The sequence below is a fragment of the Pseudochelatococcus lubricantis genome, from assembly GCF_011762225.1.
GTDB classification, from domain to species: Bacteria; Pseudomonadota; Alphaproteobacteria; order Rhizobiales; family Beijerinckiaceae; genus Pseudochelatococcus; species Pseudochelatococcus lubricantis.
This window is the reverse complement of record NZ_JAASQI010000001.1, coordinates 666,663-688,616: the sequence shown is the minus strand read 5'-3', so window position 1 is coordinate 688,616 and position 21,954 is coordinate 666,663. Positions and strand designations below refer to the sequence as shown.

Sequence of the window (21,954 nt, the reverse complement as noted above, 5' to 3'; positions counted from 1 at the left end):
CTGCGCGGACGTTTCCTTCAGCTCGGGACGCCGCGGCGGAACATCGGCGGCGACCGTCTGCGCGGACGTTTCCTTCAGCTCGGGACGCCGCGGCGGAACATCGGCGGCGACCGTCTGCGCGGACGTTTCCTTCAGCTCGGGACGCCGCGGCGGATCGCCGGCGACGACCGTCTGCACGGATATTTCCTTCAGCTCAGGACGCGGCGGCGGAACATCGGCGGCAAGCGTCCGCGACGGCGACTCCTTCGTTGCAGGATTCTCCTGTCGTATATGCTGCAGCAATAGCTCTTTAGACTTGCGGTAATATGCATCGGCATATTTGATCATACGACTGTAAGTCTGCCTGATGCCGTTGATGAGATCCTCATCAGCCCGCAAACGGACGGCCCGGCCCTGAAGCTCCCTGCCGTTGCTCGCCGCATACAGAACACCGCTCGCCGCGCGCGCCGGCAATCGCTGCCCGACATCACCCACGCCAACGCCCCTGACAGCGCCGCCCGGGCACGGCCCTCCGTCTTGGGCAGGGTTGGGATTGACAGGAAACTGAACAGAAGTAACAGGAGAATAAATCATAGTCATTTCAATGACCTTCTAAATAATTAATAACAAAAACCAACGGCATAACAGCTGTCATCACAAATTTTTATGCAACATCAGGCTACAGAAAACGACGTCCTGCAAAACACAAAAAAACATGCCAGCGATCAGCGTTATCAAAGCAACTCACACCATGGCGTCAGTACCATCATATACTACACGCGACAAGTCACATTCGTCATAATTCCGTCGTTTCTGCTTGCGTCGCCCATGAAAATGAGAAACGCGGAGGCGAGGCGCTCGCCCCCGCCGCCGGCGCCCGATCAAATCGAACAAAGACTTGTACGCCGTGCCGGGCGGCGCCCTGGCACCTCAACTGCGGGTTCGGGGAACCGGTCCTGCGGTCTTCTCGTCATCCCCGGCGGGTGTATCAATGCTGATGACGTCCGCCAGAGGCCTACCCGACGAAAAATCCCATTTCATTTTCATCCGCGCGAGCGCGAGGCCGTCCTGCTCGCATTCCTCGTCTGAAACAAGCGGCTCCGCTTCGTCGGGAAGCGGCTGCAATCGCGCCGCAACAGCCTCGGACTGCATGGCAACATTCTCACCGACAGCCCAACTGACCGTCCGTCCCTGAAGCTCCCCGCCATCCCTTGCCGCATCGAGAATGCCGGCGGCCGCATGCGTTTGCAGCCGCTGCGTGAGCCCGGCGATGCCGCTGTCCGCGATCGGACCGTCGGGCGACCGAGCCTGGCCCTCCGCCCCGGGTGCGCCCAGTTCCTGAATGGCAGGCAGAGGAGCCGCAAAAGAAATCTGAGATATAGCCATGTCAGAGACCCTTCAAGTGCTTGATAGCCCATCAATACAACCAGTCATATAGAATAAAATTCATATAAATAAAAAAGTTAACATTTAATTCAAATATAAAAACAAAAATAACATAAAAATTTTTATCATCTTTGAAATTATTTACATGAAATTATTATCACAATATCTTTCGTATAACAAGAAATATATTTCACAATTCTGCCTTTCGCTGTCGTGACTTCCATAAGAGAGGGCCGCCGACGGGCGGCCCTCGTCCGTTTTCGAAATGGCTGGAGCGCGGCTTATCCCGCCTGGGATTGCAGCGTGTCGTTAACCAGGCCGAGCATCTCGTCGAGGACTTTCACGTTGTCGGCCTGCACTTCCTGCTGGATCTCCGTGTAGGCCTTCGTCTCAGCCTCTGAAAGACCGGCCGGTGGCTTCGCCGGCATCCAGCAGGCAAAGTTGACATGTGTCAGCGTCGGCATGTCGCTGGCCCGACTCGGGAACACGATCCTGTAGCCGGAGTCGAGGAAGGCGTCTCCGGAGGCCTCGAAGAGCTTCTTACGCGCCCCGATATCGTCCCGCAGGTATTGGAGCTGATCGCGGGAAAGCCTGGAAAGATTCTCCTTCATGATGGCGTAGGTATCGGCCGCGTCGCCGGGACCGTCCTCCATGGCGGCATCCGGCCCAGGCAGCGTTGGCACAACTTGAAGGTGCTTTCCGCCTGCCTTCCGGACCATGCCGTCGTATTGCAGGGAAACTCTTACGCCCCACGGCAAACCGTCCTGATCGTCATTGGCCTGAATATCAATCCAGTGAGCAATGCTTCCGCCCGCCTGCAGATCGACGGCGTTGCCGCCGATCTCCCGACCATTGTTATCGTAGCGGGGGTTTTTCAGGATGACGAACCTGTTGGCGCTGCCCGCGACATCCTCGTATTCGCCGACATCCCAGGCGTTCACTTCGTCGGCAGGGCCGTTATCGAAATACGCCTTCAAAGTCCGCACGATCGTGTCCGCGTCATATCTCTCCAGCAGGAACTGCTTTTCCATGAATGGAATGGTCTTATCCGCAATCCCGTCGAAAGACGACTTGATATCGTCAAGCTCTCCCGCGTTCTCGTGCCCCGAAACCAGACGACGCGCCTCATGGTGCTCCAGAAGCTTCCTGTAGGCGATGCCGGTTTTATATTTCGCTACTTCGGTCTCGCTGCAGCCGAACTTGATGCAGATCGGCGTGCCTTCGATCAGCAGGACCGGCTCTCTTTCCGGCCCCAGCGTCTCTGTGCGTATCTCGCCGAACCCGTTGATCAGTTCGTGGTCACCGCTCGTCAGTCTATTCACCACCCCCTCGAGATCACGCGCTTTCAGCAGGAGGCTCGCGAGGACGTCCGTATTGAATCTTCCTCCATTGACAGTGAGACTGGGAATCACCTCACCCCCGATGGCGCGAACCGCGCCAAGAAGGCCGGCCCGGAGCGGCTGGCCATTCAACTCGAGGCACCCCTCCCAGTGGAGCAAGGACTTGTACGCCGGGACGAGCGGCTCATCGACATCGCCGACGGGCTGGGGAACCGGCCTGGCGGCGCCAACCCCCTCGGTTGCCCTGACCTGAACCCCGCCGGGCATCTGCGCAGGCGCGCGGTTTGCGAAAGGCGCCATCGTAGAATAGTCCCATTTCGCTTTCATCAGCGCGGGTACGGCATCAGCTGGAATGAACATGTCGTAAGGCGGCGGAGCGCTGGCAGCCTCATCCGGAAAGCCCGGATTCTCTCCGGCAGCAGGCGACGCGAATGACGCCACGCCAACGGCGGGCGGCCGCACCGGCGAAGCCTCGCGTTGCTGCCGCGCGGCTCCGTCACCTGTCTGTATGACCGGCTTCCTCGCGGCGAGAATCTTCTGCCGCTCCGACATGTAACCCTCGACCTCCGTCTGTGAAGGCGCATCTTCCGCTGCAAGATCCTGCTGCTGCATCGACGCCGTAACGCCTTCGGGTCGCCCGGCGATTGTCGGGTTCGGCAGCTTGCCGTTCGGTCCGAGATCTTCGGCAGACCCTTCCTCGCGACCCGCGCGGACAGCCCGGCCGGAAAGCTCCCTGCCGCCGCCCGCCGCGTCGAGAACGCCGGCCGCCGCGCGCGCAGGCATACGCTGCGTCAGCAGCACGTCCACGCCGCCGTTCGTGTCCTGACCGCCGGGACCAGTCGCCTCTTCCTCGTCAAGCTGCGGGTCAGCGGGCAGGGAAGCAAAAGAAACGGAATAAATAGTCATCTCAATAACCTCTCGAATAATGCATAACCAACCTGAACAGCGTCTCGGACGATATCCAATTTGTATAGAGCGCCGCGTTGTGGCTAAAATATTTCCTGTTTACGTTGAAACAGGACAGATTCCAGGTTCCTTATCTTGAGCGAATTCTGATCGATCATATGATTCCATATGATCGGAACGCGCTCTAACGGCCGCCCTCCCTCAAGACAAAAAACAAAGACGCACCATCCGATCGACACCATCGATCCGACGTTCGATGTGTCGTTTTATCATTGTATGTCGCGAAATAAAGTCATATTTGTCACAGCCCGGCCTGCTTTCAGGCCGGGCTGGCCACAAAAAGGGAATCGCGGACGGCCCTCATCCGCCACCGGAATGGGCCGGAGCGTGGCCTGTAGCATTTCGACATTTCATTGAAATGCCGAAATGCTATAAGTTTTTGATATTACATGTTTTCTTCACGAAAACTGGTATCCGCTTTGCTTGAAAACGCTTTATTGCGCCCGGGATTTCAGCGCATCGTCGACGAAGTGGAGCATGTCGCAGAGTCCCATTATCTGTCCGGTGGCCGCTTCCGCGTGATGCAGCTGGTAGTTTCGCGCATCGGCTTCTGAAAGATTGGCGGGCGGCTTCGCCGGCATCCAGCGTGTGACATTGACGTGCGCCATCGTGGGCATATCGTCTTTGTTTGTCGGAAACACGATCCTGTATCCGGAGCCGACGAAAACATCATTGGTTGTATCGAGTGTATTTATACACGCCAAGATACTGTCATGTAGATAGCTGAGCTGGCTGTCGGAAAGCCGGGAGAGATGCGCCTTCATGATGCTTTTGGTATAGGTCTCGGCGCCCGGATCATTCTCAGCCGCCGGCTGCGGCATGGGCACAACATGAAGTACGCTGCTGCCCAATGTCCTGGCCGCGCCATCGTTTTCTACGCGGACCTCGATACCCGCGATCTTGCCGACAGCCTGTGCGTTCTCGATGCATTTATTGTCGCTGCCGTTGACCTGGGCTTCGATCCGGCTTGCAAGGACGTGCCCGACCATCAGATTGACTGCGTCGCCGGACACCTTCTGCCCCCGGTTGTCATAGGAGGGGTTTTTCAGGATGACGAACCTGTTTAGCATGCCTGCCGCATCGAGGTATGCTCCGGTAGAGTAGGCATTCATCTCGTCGGACGGCCCGTATTTGAGATACGCTTTAAGAGACTCCGCAATATTTTTATCAGTATATTTATTATACAGGATACGCATTTTCTGACGGAGAGGACCGGATTTTATACTGTCGATGAATGCCATGATACGGTCGATTTTCCCGACCTCATCAGGTTCCATGTTTCCACAAGACAGCTGATAGTTGTTCAGCAGCCGCCGATAGGCGAGGCCGACGTCGTACCTCGCCAGTTCGTTGCCGCTGCCAAACTTGATGGCGATAGGCGTGCCACTGATCAGCACCAGCTTCTCCCTGTCGGGCCCGATCGTCTCCAGGCGCACCTTGCGGAACTGCGCCTCCAGCCGTTCCGCGACCTCGTCCAGATTTTTCGCGCCTTCCAGCAGGCGCGCGAGTGTGCGCGGGGTAAGCTCGTGCCCGTTGACAAAGAGCGGATAGAGGGGCCCCTCTTTCAGGATAAATGCCCCCCTGAGGCTCTCCGCGTTCCCGCTGAGCATCTCTCCATGTCGTCCACGGCACTCATTCCAATTGAACAGGGACTTGTACGCCGGGCCGGACAACGCATGGACATCGGCGCCCTCACCTGGCGCCCGCACCTCGGCGGCATCCGTCTGCGTGCACACGTCCCTTGTCACAGGACGCACCTGCTGCCGCTCCGGCACCTTACCCGCGGCCGTCTGTGTTGACACTTCCGTTGTCCTGACGTTGTCGAACCGCCTCAACAACGCCGTAGCGCTCGCGAACTGTGTCTCGATCAGTTTACCCAGCTGCTTGTAATCTTGCCCGATTCTTTCACAATCCTGCTCAATTTTAACGAGATCCTCCTCATAGGGGGACCGCCGGATCGCCCGGCCCTGAAGCTCTCTGCCGCCGTTCGCCGCGTCGAGAATGCCGCCCGCCGCGTGTACCGGCGGCCGAAACGTGAGCCCGGCCATGCCGCCGGGGCCCTGCGCCCCTTCATAGACCAGCGTCGGGATAACGGGTGGAAGGGCAGCAGTAGAAGGAACAGGAAGCATGCTCATATCAATAACCTTTCGAATAATGGATAGTCAGCCTGAATATCGCTTCACGCACCATCGCAACCTGTATGGAGCGCCGCAGAACGGCTGACGAAAGCGCCCTGCAAAACGAAAACAAAGAAGTGCTGGAGTGGCGGACGTAGAGCGGGAATTGCATGGCCACGCCACCTATTTAGTTTCGCATCAAATTTATCCAGAAACGGCAGTCGTTCCGCGATTCGATGCACCGTCGATCGGCACCATCGGAACAATGCGCGACATGGCGTTCTTATCGCCATATCTTGCGGATAACAAGTCGTTTATGTCTTGTTCCAACCTGCCTTCGCGCGGCCATAAAAAAGGGCCGCCCCGGGGCGGCCCTCGTTCACCATCCAGACGGCGCGCTCTAAAGCGTTTTCAAGCAAAGCGGATACCGGTTTGCGTGAAGAAAGCGCGTAATATCAAAAACTTATAGCATTTCGGCGTTTCAATGAAATGTCGAAATGCTATAGGCGCATCAGTTCTTCGTCTTGTCGACGAGCGCCTTTTCCTGAATCCAAGGCATCATCGCGCGCAGCTTCGCGCCCACTTCCTCGATGGGGTGGGCGTTGTTGCGGGCACGGGTGGCCTTGAACGACGTCTGGTTGACCTTGTTCTCCAGCATCCAGTCGCGCGTGAACTTGCCGGACTGGATGTCCGTGAGCACGCGCTTCATCTCAGCCTTGGTCTCGGGCGTGATGATGCGCGGGCCGGTGACATACTCGCCGTATTCCGCCGTGTTCGAGATGGAGTAGTTCATGTTGGCGATGCCGCCCTCATAGATGAGGTCGACGATGAGCTTCGTCTCGTGCAGGCACTCGAAATAGGCCATCTCGGGCGCATAGCCGGCTTCCACCAGCGTCTCGAAGCCGGCGCGGATCAGCTCCACGAGGCCGCCGCACAGCACCACCTGCTCGCCGAAGAGGTCGGTCTCGCACTCTTCCTTGAACGTGGTTTCGATGATGCCGGCGCGCCCGCCGCCGTTGGCCGAGGCGTAGGAGAGCGCGATGTCGTGGGCGTTGCCCGTCGCGTCCTGGGCGATGGCGATCAGCGTCGGCACGCCGCCGCCGCGCACGTATTCGGAACGCACGGTGTGGCCGGGGCCCTTGGGCGCCACCATCAGCACGTCGAGATCCTTGCGCGGCTCGATCAGGTTGAAGTGGACGTTCAGGCCGTGCGCGAAGAGGAGCGCCGCACCCTCGCGCAGGTTGCCGCGCAGGCTCTCGTTGTAGATGTCGGCCTGGAGTTCGTCGGGCGTCAACAGCATGACGACGTCGGCCCACTTGGCGGCCTCTGCCGGCGCCAGCACCTTGAGGCCCTCGGCCTCGGCCTTCTTCACGCTGGAAGAATCCGGACGAAGTCCGACCGCGATGTCCTTCACGCCGGAATCGCGCAGGTTGAGCGCATGGGCATGACCCTGGCTGCCATAACCGATGATCGCGACCTTCTTCCCCTTGATGAGATTGATGTCCGCGTCACGATCGTAATAAACACGCATAAGATGCCCTTTCCCTGGCAATATCGTTGTGGCCGAGACGCCACGCACGGTTACTTTCTTCCCCGCCTTGCTGATAATGAGCGAATGGCGGGACGGTCAAGCGGATTTCCGGCCCGCGCCATGAAAGCGCGATACGGATCCTGTATACTGTCACGGCATCACAACGACCTGGCGGAGGAAATGCCATGACGGAAGCTGTCGAAACGGTCCTCGAATTCTGGCGCGAGGCCGGACCGTCCCTGTGGTTCGCGCACGACGAGGCTTTCGATGAGGCCGTGCGCGAACGCTTTCTCGCGCTTTACGAGACCTTCACGGACAACGATCATATCCGCGACCACCGCCATCCGTGGGAGGCGACGGCGGACGGTGCGCTGGCGCTCACCATCGTGCTCGACCAGTTTCCCCGCCAGATCTTCCGCGGCACGGCGCGGGCCTTCGCGGCCGATCCGCTGGCACTCGCCGTGGCACGGCGCGCGCTCGACGCGGGATACGACCACCTGGTGGCGCCCGATCTGCGCGGCTTTTTCTATCTGCCGTTCATGCATTCCGAAAACCTCGCCGACCAGGACCGCTGCGTTGCGCTCTATGAAGCGCTCGGCAATGAGGAAGGATTGAAATACGCGCTCATCCACCGCGACTGCATCGCCCGCTTCGGCCGCTTTCCCCACCGCAACCCGATGCTGGGGCGCGAGATGACGCCCGATGAACAGGCGTATCTCGACGGCGGCGGTTTCAAAGGCTAGAGTTTTTCTCATTTTGATTGAAGCAAAAAGCTGAAAAACTCTTGAGCCCACGCGGCGCTTGAACGTTGGAAAACGACGTTTTCAGCCAGAGACAAACGTCGGCGTGCTTCCGTTTCCAGCGGAAGCACGCTAGAGCATTTTTCAATCACCCGTGATCGCCAAATGCTCTGCGATTCTTTCATTCAAGCGCTTTCAAGCAGAGTGGATACCGGTCTGCGTGAAGAAATCGCGCAATATCAAAAACTTATAGCATTTCGGCGTTTCAATGAAATGTCGCAATGCAATAAGCGAATTCTTATCGATCCGATGATTCCATCTGATCGATAAGCGCTCTAGAGCGGTTCCGCGCCCCGGCTGAGCGCCGCGATGCCGGTCCGCGACACTTCCACGAGGCCGCAATCGGTCATCAGGCTGATGAACCGCTCGGCCTCGTCGGACGCCCCGGTGAACTCGAAGATGAACGACTTCAACGTCGCGTCGACCGTCTTCGCCCCGAACGCCTGCGCCAGCCGCAGCGCCTCCAGGCGATGCTCACCCTGCCCCACGACCTTGAGCAGCACGAGTTCGCGCTCCACCGCCTCGCCCTCGACGGTCAGGTCCGTCACCCGGTGAACAGGCACGAGGCGCGAGAGTTGCGCCTTGATCTGCTCGATGACAGCGCGCGTCCCCCCCGTGACGATGGTGATGCGCGACAGATGCGCCTCGTGCTGCGTCTCGGAAACGGTGAGGCTTTCGATATTGTAGCCGCGCCCGGAGAACAGGCCCGCGATGCGCGCCAGCACGCCCGGCTCGTTGTCGACGATGACAGCAAGCGTGTGGCGGAATTCGGGGGTCGGCGGCGGTGCGTCGGAATAGATCGATGACATGGAAAGGGTTCCGCGGGATGACGTTCCGGTGGGTGAAGATTGCAGCAGTGAAGGCGAAAAATGTTTCATGACGGTTACCAGTTCTGCCCGGTGTTACGGCGGCGGCGCCGTCACACCAGCGCCTTGCCCTTGTCGTCGATGACGGAGCCGATGTCCGTCGCCGCGTCGCCCAGCAGGATTTCGTTGTGCGCCTTGCCGGAAGGGATCATCGGGAAGCAGTTTTCGGCCGGGTCCACAATGCAATCGAAGATCACCGCGCGCGGCGCGTCGAGCATCTGGGTGATTGCGGCGTCGAGATCCTCCGCCTTGTCGCAGCGAATGCCGGTTGCGCCATAGGCCTCGGCGAGCTTGACGAAATCAGGCAATGCGTCGGAATAGCTTTCCGAATAGCGCCCGCCGTGCAGCAGCTCCTGCCATTGGCGCACCATGCCCATGTATTCGTTGTTCAGGATGAAGATCTTCACCGGCAGCCTGTATTGCAGCGCGGTGGACATCTCCTGGATGTTCATCTGGATCGAGGCTTCGCCCGCCACGTCGATGACGAGTGCGTCCGGATGGGCGATCTGCGCGCCGATAGCCGCCGGCAGGCCGTAGCCCATGGTGCCGAGCCCGCCGGACGTGAGCCAGCGGTTCGGCTCCTCGAAGTGCAGGAACTGCGCCGCCCACATCTGATGCTGACCGACTTCGGTCGTGATGTAACGGTCGCGGCCGCGCGTCAGCGCCTCCAGCCGCTCCAGCGCATACTGCGGCTTGATGAAGCGGCCGTCAGCGCGGTAGGCGAGGCAGTTGCGGCCGCGCCAGCGGGCGATGTCCGCCCACCAGGGCGCATAGCGCTGCCTGTCGATGGCGGGTGCCGTCTCCTTCCACACGCGCACCATCTCGCGCAGCACGTGGGCGCAGTCGCCGACGATGCCGATGTCGATCTTCACCGTCTTGTTGATGGACGAGGGATCGATGTCGATATGGATCTTGCGCGCGTGCGGCGCGAAGGCGTCGAGCCGCCCGGTGATGCGGTCGTCGAAACGCGCGCCGACCGCGATGATCAGGTCGGCATCGTGCATGGCGAGATTCGCCTCATACGTGCCGTGCATTCCGAGCATGCCGAGGAACTGCGGGCTGGATGCGGGGAAAGCGCCGAGCCCCATCAGCGTGGAGGTGACTGGGAAGCCGGTGAGGCGTGCCAGTTCCCGCAGCAGGGCCGAGGCCTCCGGCCCGGCGTTGATCACGCCGCCGCCGGTGTAGAAGACGGGCCGTTGCGCGCGCGTCATCAGCTCCACAGCCGCGTTGATGCGCACCGGATCGCCCTGCACCGCGGGCCGGTAGGTCTTGTGCTGGTTGTCGGCGAGCCGCACGTAGGCGCCGGCCTCGAACTGGATGTTCTTCGGAATGTCCACAACCACCGGGCCGGGCCGGCCGTGGCTCGCCACATAGAACGCCTCGTGCAGGATGCGCGGCAGGTCGGCGATGTCCTTCACCAGATAGTTGTGCTTCGTGCAGTGGCGGGTGATGCCGACCGTATCCGCCTCCTGGAAGGCGTCGGAGCCGATGAGATAGGTCGGCACCTGCCCCGTGATGACGACGAGCGGGATCGAGTCCATCATGGCGTCGGTGAGGCCGGTAACCGCGTTCGTCGCGCCCGGGCCGGAGGTCACGAGCACGCAGCCCACCTTGCCGGACGAGCGCGCGTAGCCCTCCGCCGCGTGCACGGCGGCCTGCTCGTGGCGGACGAGGATATGGCGGACCTTGTCCTGATGAAACAGCGCGTCGTAGATCGGCAGGACAGCGCCGCCCGGATAGCCGAAAACATGCTCGACGCCCTGATCCTGGAGCGCCCGTATCACCATTTCGGCGCCGGTTATCGTTTCACTCATCGCCTTAGACTCCGTTACTTCCTGCCGTCGCTGCGGCATTCTCCCGTTTCCGATGCGGTGGCGATCCGTTTCAGGCAACAAAAAAGGGCCCCGAAGGACCCTTGTGCGCCATCAGCCGGATCAGCGGGTTATTCCCGCTCCGTCGATGGCGCCCCCGTTACGATAAGGTTCATGTGCATGATGCGCGTGCTTTCCTCAAAGTTGCTGAAAAGCTAGTCCAGACGAAACGATCGGTCAAGCGCAAACCCGTCAAAAAAGGGGAAATAAGATCGCCCCGTTGCATCGGCGCGGCAGCGCCGCGTCATGCCCCGTCGTCCGGCGTCAAGATCTCGGTCGGCCTGCCGCGGTAGCCGATCGCGAGTACGTAGAGTTCCGCCGAATCGCTGCGGCTCGCCGCCGGCTTGACGTGGCGCACGGTGGTGAAATCGCGCTTCATGTCGGCCAGCAATGCGTTCTCGGTGCCGCCCTGCAGCACCTTGGCGAGGAAGCCGCCGCCCGGCGCGAGCACCTGCCGCGCGAAGTCAAGCGCGGTTTCCGCCAGCCCCATGATCTTCAGGTGGTCCGTCTTCTTATGGCCGGTGGCGTTGGCGGCCATATCGGACAGCACGAGATCGGCCGGCCCGCCCAGCAGTTCCATCAGCCGCGCGGGAGCCTCGGGGGCGAGGAAGTCGAGCTGGATGAAATCCACACCCGGCATGGGCTCGATCTCCAGCAGATCGATGCCGACGACCCGGCCCCTGCCAGCGCCGATGCCGACCTTGCGCGCCGCCACCTGCGACCAGCCGCCCGGCGCGGCGCCGAGATCGACGACGCGCTGGCCGGGCTTCAGCAGCTTGTATTTCTCATCGATTTCCAGCAGCTTGAACGCCGCGCGCGAGCGGTAGCCCTCGCGCCTGGCGCGTGCCACATAGGGGTCGTTCAACTGGCGTTCCAGCCAGCGGGCGGAAGCGACGGAGCGCTTGGCCGCCGTCTTCACACGCACCTTCAGCGCGCGCGTGCCCTCGCCGGCCTTGCCCTTGCCGCCGCTCCGTTCCGTACTCACGCCTTCGGTCCCCTGTCCCAGACGTTATCTTCCCGCATCATGTTGAGCAGGATGCCCTCGCGCAACCCCCTGTCGGCGACGCGCAGGCGCGGGCTCGGAAACGCGCGGCGGATAGCCTCCAGAATGGCGCAGCCTGCGAGCACGAGGTCCGCCCTGTCATTGCCGATGCACGGGTTGGCCACCCGCTGCGCATAAGAGCAGTTCAGCAGATGGGCAATGGCCTCGCTGACGTCGCGGTCTTTCATCCACAGGCCGTCAACCTGCCGCCGGTCGTAGCGGGGCAGGTCGAGATGGACGCCGGCGATGGTGGTGACGGTGCCCGAGGTGCCCAGCAGGTGGAAGCCCTTCATCCGCGATGCGTCGCGCGCGCGCCAGGCGAATGGCGCGAGGTGGCGCTCGACCTCCCTCACCATGGCGGCGAACACCGCGGGCGTGACCTCGACGCCGCCATACCGCTCGGCGAGCGTGACGACGCCCATCGGCAGCGATTCCCACGCGCGCACGCAATGGCCGCTGTCGTCCCTGCCGTGATGGCCATTTTGGCGCGAGGCGCCGCCGTGGTGGCGTCCGCGCCCCTGCGCCCCCTGGGTGCGGCCGTTGCCGCGTCCCGCATGCTTGCGCGCGCATGTCCAGACGAGTTCCGTCGAGCCGCCGCCGATGTCGAACACGAGCACGCTCTCCGCCGCCGGGTCGGCGAGCCCGGTGCACCCGCTGACAGCGAGCAGCGCTTCCGTCTCGCGGTTGACGATTTCGAGCATCAGTCCCGTCTCGTCCTCGACGCGGTCGATGAAGTCCTGCCCGTTGGCCGCGGCGCGGCAGGCTTCGGTCGCGATCATGCGCGCCCGCCCCACCCGGCGCGCATCCATCTTCGCCCGGCAGACCTTCAACGCCTCTATGGCGCGGGATATGGCGTCCTCACCCAGCCGGTTGACGCTGGTCAGCCCCTCGCCCAGCCGCACGATGCGCGAGAAGGCGTCGACGACACGGAAACTATCGTAGGTTGGTTCCGCCACGAGCAGGCGGCAGTTGTTGGTGCCAAGGTCGAGCGCGGCATAGGTGCGCGCGGCCTCCCGCTGTCTGGAGGCAAGACGCGGCCCTGGCTCGCGCGTCGTCCGCGCTCCAACTCCGGATGGCTCCGCCATCCTCGCCGCGCCGCGCCGCTGACACACGTCAGCCGGCTCGGCCGTGGCTACGGCATAGCTGCCCACAGCTTCGTCATTGACCGTCACGGCCTTGATCCTGTCGGGATGCTGCCGGCGCGCGCAGTCTTCGCCGCATACACGTCGGGGAGCATCCCAGAATTGTTAGTTGCGAACACACTAGCAGCCCTCGCGCCGTGTTGCCAAGTCCTCATTTCCCGTCCGTCGCCGACGCGAAAGGCAGACGTCGCCTTACTTTGCCGCAATATGAGCAAATCTTAATCCGAGAAAGAGCGCAAAGGCCTTGATCAAACGACTTCCATGCCCCCATAGCTCAGGCACGGGATGCGGAAACCGTCGTCCTGCGGAACGGTGACGACCGCCGGACGAGAGAATTGCGGGAGAGCGACGGATGCTGTCACCCACCGGGCCGCAGCAGCATGAAGCCACAACGGCGGCCGGCGGCGCACAGGGCAGCGGCAAGCGCCGGCGGCCGTGGCTGGTGCGCATCGTCTGGCTGCTGGTGCTCGCGGCGGCAACGGCGGCAGTCGTCGTCTTTCTGCGCCCTGCCGAAAACGCGCAAACCGCGCAGCGCTCGTTCGGCCCGCGCTCCGGCCAGCCGGCGGCGATGCCCGTCGGCGCGGCGGCGGTGACACGCGCCGACATCCCGGTCACCGTGCAGGCGCTCGGCACCGTCACGCCGCTCGCCACCGTCACCGCACGCACGCGCGTCGCCGGCCAGATCACGCGCATCGCGTTCTCGGAGGGGCAGCAAGTGGAGAAGGGCGCGCTCGTCGCAGAGGTCGACCCGCGTCCCTACCAGCTTGCGCTCGATCAGTCGCGCGGCCAGCTCGCGCGCGATGAGGCGGAGCTGAAGAGCGCGCTGACCGACCTCGCCCGCTACCAATCGCTGGTGCGCCAGAACGCCATCGCCCGCCAGCAGCTCGACACGCAGACCGCCACCGTCAGCCAGCTTCAGGCCACGGTGCAGGCCAGTGCCGCCGCCGTGCGCACCGCCGAACTCAACCTGGAATACACCCGCACCACGGCGCCGATCGCCGGCCGCGCCGGTCTGCGCCAGATCGACGAGGGCAACTACGCCCAGACGGGCGACACGAACGGCCTCGTCACCATTACCCAGATGGCGCCGATTTCGGTGCTGTTCAGCGTGCCCGAGGATCAGGTCACGGCCATCAACCGCCGGCTGACGTCCGGCGAGACGCTGCCCGTGACGCTCTACGACCGCAACCGCGTCAACAAACTGGCGGAAGGGCGACTCGCCACTCTCGACAACCTGATCGACACGACCACGGGCACCGTGCGCCTGCGCGCCGTCTTCGACAATGCGGACAAGGCGTTGTTTCCGAACCAGTTCGTCAATGTCGAGCTGCGCATCGACACGGTGAGGGACGCTGTCGTGATCCCGGCCTCGGCGCGGCTCAGCGGTGCGCCCGGCACCTATGCCTGGCTGATCGACAAGGACAGCAAGACCGTCAGCATCCGTCCCATCACCACTGGCTATTCCACCTCCGACGTCGTGGCGGTGCAGGAAGGGCTCCAGCCGGGCGATCTTGTCGTCACCGACGGCTCGGACCGGCTGCGCGAGGGAATGCAGGTCTCCCTGCCGGGCGACAGGCCCCCGGCTCCCGCGGCGTCTCCGGCCGCACCGGCCGCAGCCGGGCAGCCGCCGCGCGAATCGCGTCAGCGCCGCACCCCGGCGAACGGCGGCAACAACCCCGCCGGCCGCGCCTCTCCGGCGGGCGGTGCTTCGCCAGCCGGCGGCGCTTCGCCATGAGCGATGCTCGGGATGCCGGCGCGCCGGATGACGGCGGCACGTCGGTGAACATCTCCCGCCCGTTCATCCTGCGGCCGGTGGCCACCACGCTGATGATGCTGGCGCTGCTGATCGTCGGCGTCATCGCCTTCCGCAACCTGCCTCTCGCGGCCCTGCCGGAGGTCGACTATCCCACCATCCAGGTGCAGACTTTCTACCCCGGCGCCTCGCCGGAGGTCATGGTCGCGTCCGTCACCGCGCCGCTGGAGCGCCAGCTCGGGCAGATGCCGGGTCTGCGGCAGATGTCCTCCACATCGGCGGCGGGCGCGTCCGTCATCACGCTGCAATTCAATCTCGATCTCGGCATCGATATCGCGGGCCAGCAGGTACAGGCGGCGATCAATGCGGCGGGCAACCTGCTGCCCTCCGACCTGCCCGCGCCGCCGATCTATGCCAAGGTCAACCCGGCCGATGCGCCGGTGATGACGCTTGCCCTGACTTCGGCCACCCTGCCGCTGACGCAGGTGCAGGACATGGTCGAGACACGCCTCGCGCAGCGAATCTCGCAGGTGGCGGGCGTCGGGCTGGTGACGCTCGCGGGCGGACAGCGCCCGGCCGTGCGGGTGCGCGCCAATACGCTGGCGCTGGCCGCCTATGGCCTCAACATCGACGACCTGCGCTCCACCATCGGCAACGCCAACGTGAACACGCCGAAGGGCAGTTTCGACGGCCCGCAGCAGGCCTACGCCATCCAGTCGAACGACCAGCTGAAGGGCATCGACGAGTTCCGGGATATTGTCGTCGCCTACAGGAACGGTGCGCCGGTCCGGCTTTCGGACGTGGCGGAAGTCGTCGACGGCGCGGAGAACGAGCGCCTTGGCGCGTGGGCGGGGCACAGCGGGGCAGACATCAGGCCGGCCATCCTCATCAACATCCGCCGCCAGCCGGGCGCAAATGTCATCGACGTCGTGGACAACGTCAAGGCCATGCTGCCCGCGCTCACGGAAACGCTGCCCGCCTCGGTCGACGTGGCGGTGATGTCAGACCGCACCGAGACTATCCGCGCTTCCGTGCAGGACGTGCAGCGGGAGCTGATGATGGCCATCGGCCTCGTGGTGCTCGTCATCTTCCTGTTCCTGCGCAACATTCCCGCCACGGTCATCCCGAGCCTTTCGGTGCCGCTGTCGCTCGTCGGCACCTTCGCGGTGATGTATCTGTGCGGCTTCAGCCTCAACAATCTGTCGCTGATGGCGCTGACCATCGCCACCGGCTTCGTCGTGGACGATGCCATCGTGATGATCGAGAACATCGCCCGCTACATCGAGAAGGGCGAAAAGCCGCTGGACGCAGCGCTGAAGGGTGCGCGGCAGATCGGCTTCACCATCATATCGCTGACCCTTTCACTCATCGCGGTGCTGATCCCCCTGCTGTTCATGGCCGATGTCGTGGGGCGGCTGTTTCGCGAATTCGCCATCACGCTCGCCGTCACCATCCTGATCTCGGCAGTGGTCTCGCTGACGCTGGTGCCGATGCTGTGCGCGAAAATCCTGCGCCGCGCGGGGCACGATCCGCGCGCGGCGCGCCGGACATGGTTCGATGGCATCGTCGACGGCTACGGCCGCATGCTCGACGTCGTGCTGGACCACGGCTGGATCACGCTCATCGTCGCCGCAGGCACGCTGGCGCTCACCGTCTGGCTTTACATTGTCGTTCCGAAGGGCTTTTTCCCGGTGCAGGATACGGGCCTCATTCTCGGCGTCTCCGAGGCCGGGCAGTCCGTCTCCTTCGCCGGCATGGCGGAGCGGCAGCAGAAGCTCGCCGCCGTCATCCTCGCCGACGCGGACGTGGCGAGCGTCACGTCGTACATCGGCGTCGACGGCACCAACCTGACGCTCAACACAGGCCGCTTCCAGATCGAGCTGAAGCCGCGCAGCGAGCGCACTGCCCCGGCGAGCGAGATCGTGCGCAGGATCACCGCCGAGGCCGCCGGGGTGCCCGGCGTCAGCCTCTATATGCAGCCGGTGCAGGACCTCACCATCGATTCCACCGCGAGCCGCACGCAATACCAGTTCGTACTCGACGATGCCGATCCGGACGTGCTGTCCACGTGGGTGCCGCGCATGGTGGAGTCGCTGCAGGCCCTGCCCCAGCTCGAAGACGTGACGAGCAACCTGCTGGAGCGCGGCCTCGCGGCGCAGGTCACCGTCGACCGCGACACGGCGGCGCGCTACGGCATCACCACGGCCACCGTCGACAACGCGCTCTACAGCGCCTTCGGCCAGCGCATCGTCTCCACCATCTTCACGCAGGCGAACCAGTACCGTGTCATTCTGGAGGCCGATCCCGCGCTGCAGTTCACGCCTGCCTCGCTGCGGGACATCTACCTGCCGTCGGCGGGCGGCGGGCAGGTGCCTTTGTCGGCCATCGCCACGGTGACGGAACGGCTCGCGCCGCTGCAGCTCAACCACCGCAGCCAGTTCCCGACCGCCACCATCTCCTTCAACCTCGCGCAGGGCGTCGCGCTGGGCCAGGCGGTGGACGCCATCCGCGCGACCGCCGCGGGCATGGGCTTGCCGGCGAGCGTCACGACCTCCTTCCAGGGTTCGGCGCTGGCGTTCGAGGCGGCGCTCACGAACCAGGTGCTGCTGCTCGTCGCGGCTGTCGCGGCCATGTATATCGTGCTCGGCGTTCTTTACGAGAGCTACGTGCACCCGGTCACGATCCTCTCCACGCTGCCCTCGGCCGGCATCGGCGCGCTGCTGGCGCTCATCTGGATGCAGCGCGAACTCGATATCATCGGCATCATCGGCATCGTGCTGCTGATCGGCATCGTGAAGAAGAACGCCATCATGATGATCGACTTCGCGCTCGACGCGGAGCGCAACCGGGGCCTGCCGCCGCGCGCGGCGATCCATGAAGCGTGCCTGCTGCGCTTCCGCCCCATCCTGATGACGACCTTCGCGGCGCTTTTTTCCGGCCTGCCGCTGATGCTGGGCGACGGCGCGGGCTCGGAACTGCGCCAGCCGCTCGGCATCACCATCGTCGGCGGCCTCATCGTCAGCCAGGCGCTGACGCTGTTCACGACGCCCGTCATCTACCTCGCGTTCGACAGGCTGGCGCGCGTGCTCGACACCCGCACAAGGGACGAGGAAGAAGACGAGGAGCCGGACAGGGCGCTGCCATGAACATTTCCGCGCCGTTCATCCGCCGACCGGTCGCGACGACGCTGCTGACCATCGGCCTCGCGCTCGCAGGCATGCTCGCCTATTTCAGCCTGCCGGTCTCGCCGCTGCCGCAAGTCGACTTCCCCACCATCCAGGTGACGGCCTCGATGTCCGGCGCGAGCCCGGAGATCATGGCCACCAGCGTCGCCATGCCGCTCGAACGCCATCTCGGACAGATCGCGGACGTGACGGAGATCACCTCGTCGAGTTCGCAGGGCTCGACGCGCATCGTGCTGCAATTCGGCCTCAACCGCGACATCGACGGCGCGGCACGCGACGTGCAGGCGGCGATTTCCGCCGCGCGCGCGGACCTGCCCACCGCCATGCGCTCCAACCCCACCTACCGCAAGGCGAACCCCGCCGACGCGCCGGTGATGCTGCTCGCCCTCACCTCGCAAACACTGGGCCTGGGCGATCTCTACGACGCGGCTTCCACCGTGCTGTCGCAGAAGCTGTCGCAGGTGGAAGGCATCGGGCAGGTGGGCGTCAGCGGCAGTTCGCTGCCGGCGGTGCGCGTGGACATCAACCCCACCGCCCTCTTCAACTACGGCATCGGGCTCGAAGACGTGCGCGCCGCGCTTTCGGCCGCCAACGCCAACAGCCCCAAGGGCGCCATCGAATACGGCGACCGGCGTTGGCAGATCTACACCAACGAGCCCTATCGCCTCGCGGAGCACTACCGCCCGCTGATCGTCGCCTGGCGCAACGACGCGCCGGTGCGGCTGTCCGATGTCGCGGCCGTCACGGACTCGGTCGAGAACGTCCGCAACCGGGGTCTGTTCAACGGCGAGCCCGCCGTGCTGCTGACGCTTTCGCGCATGCCCGGCGCCAACATCATCGAAACCGTCGACGCGGTGAAAGCCCTGCTGCCGCAGTTGCGCGCCGCCATCCCGGCGGGCATCGATCTGTCCGTCGCGCTGGACCGCACCACGACGATCCGCGCCTCGATGGTCGACGTCCAGTTCACGCTCGTCGCCTCCATCGCGCTCGTCATCCTCGTCGTCTATCTCTTCCTGCGCGACTGGCGGGCAACGCTGATCCCCGCGGTGGCGGTGCCGGTGTCGCTCGTCGTCAGCTTCGGGGCGATGTACTGGCTCGGCTACAGCCTCAACAACTTCTCGCTGATGGCGCTCATCGTCGCCACCGGCTTCGTGGTGGACGACGCCATCGTGGTGCTGGAAAACACCATGCGCCACGTGGAGGCCGGCACGAAGCCGATGAAGGCCGCGCTCACCGGGGCGCGGGAGGTGAGCTTCACCGTGTTGTCCATGAGCGTATCGCTCATTGCCGTCTTCATTCCGCTGCTGCTGCTCGGCGGCCTGCCGGGGCGCATGTTCCGCGAGTTCGCGGTGGTGCTGTCGGTGACGATCGTCGTCTCGCTTCTCGTCTCGCTGACCACGACGCCGATGATGTGCGCGCGCCTGCTCGGGCGCTCGCAGGCAACCCGGCGACCCTCCCGCCTGATGAGCGCGACGACGCGCATCTACGGGCGCACGCTGCGCGCCGCCCTGCATCACCCCTGGCTGCTGGTGCTCACGCTCGCGGTCACAGCGGGCCTCAACGTCCATCTGTTCATGATCGTGCCCAAGGGCCTGCTGCCGCAGCAGGACACCGGCGCGCTGATCGGCGGCGTGCGGGCGGACCAGAGCACCTCCTTCCTCAACCTGCGCGACAAGATCGCCGAGTTCGAGAAGATCGTGCGCGCCGACCCGGCGGTGGAGAACGTCGTCGTATTCACAGGTGGGCGCGCCAATTCGGCCTTCCTCAACGTGTCGTTGAAGCCGTTGGCCGAGCGCGGCATTCCGGCCGGGCAGATCATCAACCGGCTGCGCCCGCAGTTCGCGCGTGTGGAAGGCGCGTCGACCTTCCTGTTCCCGGTGCAGGACCTGCGCGTGGGCGGCCGCGAGAGCAGCTCGCAATACCAGTTCACCCTGCAGAGCGACGATCTCGGCGCGCTGCGCGCATGGGTACCGAAGATCACCGAGGCGCTGAAGAACGAGCCGCTGCTGACCGACATCGACTCCGACCGCGAGGAAGCCGGCCTTCAGGTCGATCTCGCCGTCAACCGCGACGCCGTGGCGCGTTTCGGCCTCAGCATGAGCCAGATCAATGGCGCGCTCTATGACGCCTTCGGACAGCGCGCGGTCTCCACCATCTACGACCGGTTGAACCAGTACAGCATCGTCATGGGGCTGGCGCCGCGCTATCTGGAGAGCCCCCGGTCGCTCGACACCATCTACATCAGCGCGAAGGGCGGCACCATTAGCGCCACCCAACAGAGCGGCGCGCTCGCGGGCACGGTCTCCTCCGGGGGCGAGGCGGCAAGCGCTGCCGACGTCGCCAACGATCCGGTGCGCAACCAGATGCTCAACCAGATCGCGGTGACGGGGCGCGTGCAGGCTTCCACCGGCTCCGCCGTCAGCACGGCCAAGCGCGACATGATCCCGCTTTCCGCCATCGCGAGCCACGCCTTCGGCACCACGCCGCTCTCCGTCAACCATCAAGGGCTGTTCGTTGCCTCCACCATCTCCTTCAACCTCGCGGAAGGGGCGGCGCTGAGCGACGCCGTCGTCGCCATCAACCGCGTGATGGCGGAATTGAACGTGCCGCGTTCCATCCATGGCAGTTTCGAGGGCACTGCGCGTACCTTTCAGCAGATGTCCTCATCGATGGCGTGGCTGATTCTCGCGGCCCTTCTCACCATCTACATCGTGCTCGGCATGCTCTACGAGAGCTACATCCACCCGCTGACGATCCTCTCCACCCTGCCCTCGGCGGGCATAGGCGCGGTGACGGCCCTGATGCTGGCAGGCATGGAATTCAGCCTCGTGGCGCTCATCGGCGTGTTCCTGCTCATCGGCATCGTGAAGAAGAACGCCATCATGATGATCGACTTCGCCATCGAGGCCGAGCGCAGCCGCGGCCTCGCGCCGGAGGCCGCCATCGTGGAGGCCTGCCTGCTGCGCTTCCGCCCGATCATGATGACCACGTTCGCCGCGATTCTCGGCGCGGTGCCGCTCGCCGTCGGTCTCGGGGAAGGGGCGGAGATGCGCCAGCCGCTGGGCGTGGCCATCGTGGGCGGGCTCGTGCTCAGCCAGTTGCTGACGCTTTACACCACGCCCGCCGTCTACGTGCTGTTCGACCGCCTGCAGACCCGCCTGCGCGGCGCCCCCGCCGGCGGTCAGCGCGAACGCGCCGCCGCGTAGCCGCGCGCGGCATCTCCGAACGCGCGGAACAGAGCCGTCGACAGCGGATCGGCCCAGACCCGCCATTCCGGATGCCACTGCACGGCAATCGCGAAGGCTCCCTGCTCCCGCGCCGCCGCGACGTGGAATGCCTCGATCAGCCCGTCCGGCGCATACGCCTCCGCCACGAGGCCCGGCGCCAGCCGGTCGATGCCCTGGCTGTGCAGCGAATTGACGCTCACCCGCCCCGCTCCGGCGAGCCCGTGCAGGACGCCGCCCTCGACGAGTTCCACCTCGTGCGCCAGCCCATATTGCGTCTCGACGTCGCCATCCGGCTCGCGATGGTCGCCGAAGCCGTCGATGTCCTGCACATGCTGGTGCAGCGTGCCGCCGAGCGCGGCGTTGATCTCCTGAAAGCCGCGGCAGACGCCGAAAAGCGGCAACCCCCGCTCCACCGCCGCGCGCACCAGCGGCAGCGACAGGTCGTCCCGGTTACGGTCGAGCAGTTCGTCGGCAAACGTGCGCTCGTCGCCGTAGATGGCCGGATCGACGTTCGAGGGGCTGCCTGGCAGGAACACGCCGTCGAGAAACGCCAGCAAGCGGTCGGGATCGGGGCTGATCGCCCGTTCCTCCGCGTCCACGGCGGAGAGGCGGCCGGGCAGGATCACCACTTCCGCATCCGCGCCGCGCGCGACTGCGTAGAGATACTTTTCCTGCACCTTGTGCCAGACGTACTTGCGCGAAGGCTTCACATCCGCAACGACACCGATCACGGGACGCATGGCGTCTTC

14 protein-coding genes are annotated in these 21,954 nt (G+C 64.1%); 4 read left to right on the top strand and 10 right to left on the bottom strand.

Features of this window, described 5'->3' with window-relative positions:
* From FHS82_RS02950 to ilvC, 5 genes are all read right to left on the bottom strand, one after another.
* The coding region (locus FHS82_RS02950; protein WP_208394046.1) for a hypothetical protein at positions 1-474 on the bottom strand (474 nt) is incomplete at its 3' end.
* A 435-nt stretch (positions 475-909) separates the two neighbouring features.
* Entirely contained in the window at positions 910-1,131 is a 222-nt protein-coding gene (locus tag FHS82_RS02945; RefSeq protein WP_166948500.1) for a hypothetical protein, read from the bottom strand.
* A 515-nt stretch (positions 1,132-1,646) separates the two neighbouring features.
* The gene (locus FHS82_RS02940; protein ID WP_166948498.1) at positions 1,647-3,512 is read right to left on the bottom strand and encodes a hypothetical protein; all 1,866 of its coding nucleotides are present in this window, start codon (positions 3,510-3,512) and stop codon (positions 1,647-1,649) included.
* 593 nt (positions 3,513-4,105) lie between these two features.
* Positions 4,106-5,806 (bottom strand): hypothetical protein, encoded by a 1,701-nt coding sequence (locus FHS82_RS02935; RefSeq protein WP_166948495.1) that lies wholly within the window; start codon positions 5,804-5,806, stop codon positions 4,106-4,108.
* Between the two features lie 493 nt (positions 5,807-6,299).
* Positions 6,300-7,319 (bottom strand): ketol-acid reductoisomerase, encoded by a 1,020-nt coding sequence (gene ilvC, locus FHS82_RS02930; protein WP_166948493.1) that lies wholly within the window; start codon positions 7,317-7,319, stop codon positions 6,300-6,302.
* A 185-nt stretch (positions 7,320-7,504) separates the two neighbouring features.
* On the opposite strand from ilvC, the gene FHS82_RS02925 reads away from it, so the two are divergent.
* Positions 7,505-8,062, top strand: coding sequence for a DUF924 family protein (locus FHS82_RS02925; RefSeq protein WP_166948491.1), 558 nt, complete (start codon positions 7,505-7,507; stop codon positions 8,060-8,062).
* 332 nt (positions 8,063-8,394) lie between these two features.
* Here FHS82_RS02925 and ilvN read toward each other — a convergent pair whose 3' ends face one another.
* The 4 genes from ilvN to FHS82_RS02905 form a co-directional block, all read right to left on the bottom strand.
* Positions 8,395-8,928, bottom strand: coding sequence for an acetolactate synthase small subunit (gene ilvN, locus FHS82_RS02920; RefSeq protein WP_166948489.1), 534 nt, complete (start codon positions 8,926-8,928; stop codon positions 8,395-8,397).
* A 110-nt stretch (positions 8,929-9,038) separates the two neighbouring features.
* Entirely contained in the window at positions 9,039-10,799 is a 1,761-nt protein-coding gene (locus tag FHS82_RS02915; protein WP_166948487.1) for an acetolactate synthase 3 large subunit, read from the bottom strand.
* Positions 10,800-11,100: 301 nt separating this feature from the next.
* Positions 11,101-11,841, bottom strand: coding sequence for an SAM-dependent methyltransferase (locus tag FHS82_RS02910; RefSeq protein ID WP_166948486.1), 741 nt, complete (start codon positions 11,839-11,841; stop codon positions 11,101-11,103).
* A complete protein-coding gene (locus FHS82_RS02905; protein ID WP_166948964.1) occupies positions 11,838-12,983 on the bottom strand; it encodes a Ppx/GppA phosphatase family protein in 1,146 nt (381 codons plus the stop codon). Before FHS82_RS02905 ends, FHS82_RS02910 begins: the two co-directional genes overlap by 4 nt.
* A gap of 409 nt (positions 12,984-13,392) precedes the next feature.
* Here FHS82_RS02905 and FHS82_RS02900 point away from each other — a divergent pair, with 409 nt between their 5' ends.
* From FHS82_RS02900 to FHS82_RS02890, 3 genes are read left to right on the top strand one after another with little or no spacing between them, the layout of a single operon-like run.
* Positions 13,393-14,775: an MdtA/MuxA family multidrug efflux RND transporter periplasmic adaptor subunit gene (locus tag FHS82_RS02900; protein WP_166948485.1), complete on the top strand. Its 1,383-nt coding sequence runs from the start codon at positions 13,393-13,395 to the stop codon at positions 14,773-14,775.
* Positions 14,776-14,819: 44 nt separating this feature from the next.
* Entirely contained in the window at positions 14,820-17,939 is a 3,120-nt protein-coding gene (locus FHS82_RS02895) for an MdtB/MuxB family multidrug efflux RND transporter permease subunit (RefSeq protein ID WP_166948962.1), read from the top strand.
* Complete coding sequence (locus FHS82_RS02890; RefSeq protein ID WP_166948484.1) at positions 17,936-21,184, top strand: efflux RND transporter permease subunit; 3,249 nt, start codon at positions 17,936-17,938, stop codon at positions 21,182-21,184. Before FHS82_RS02895 ends, FHS82_RS02890 begins: the two co-directional genes overlap by 4 nt.
* On the opposite strand, the gene FHS82_RS02885 is transcribed toward FHS82_RS02890, so the two are convergent.
* The gene (locus FHS82_RS02885) at positions 21,160-21,945 is read right to left on the bottom strand and encodes a gamma-glutamyl-gamma-aminobutyrate hydrolase family protein (protein WP_166948483.1); all 786 of its coding nucleotides are present in this window, start codon (positions 21,943-21,945) and stop codon (positions 21,160-21,162) included. The two genes, FHS82_RS02890 and FHS82_RS02885, sit on opposite strands and share 25 nt — an antisense overlap.
* Positions 21,946-21,954: the final 9 nt, after the last annotated feature.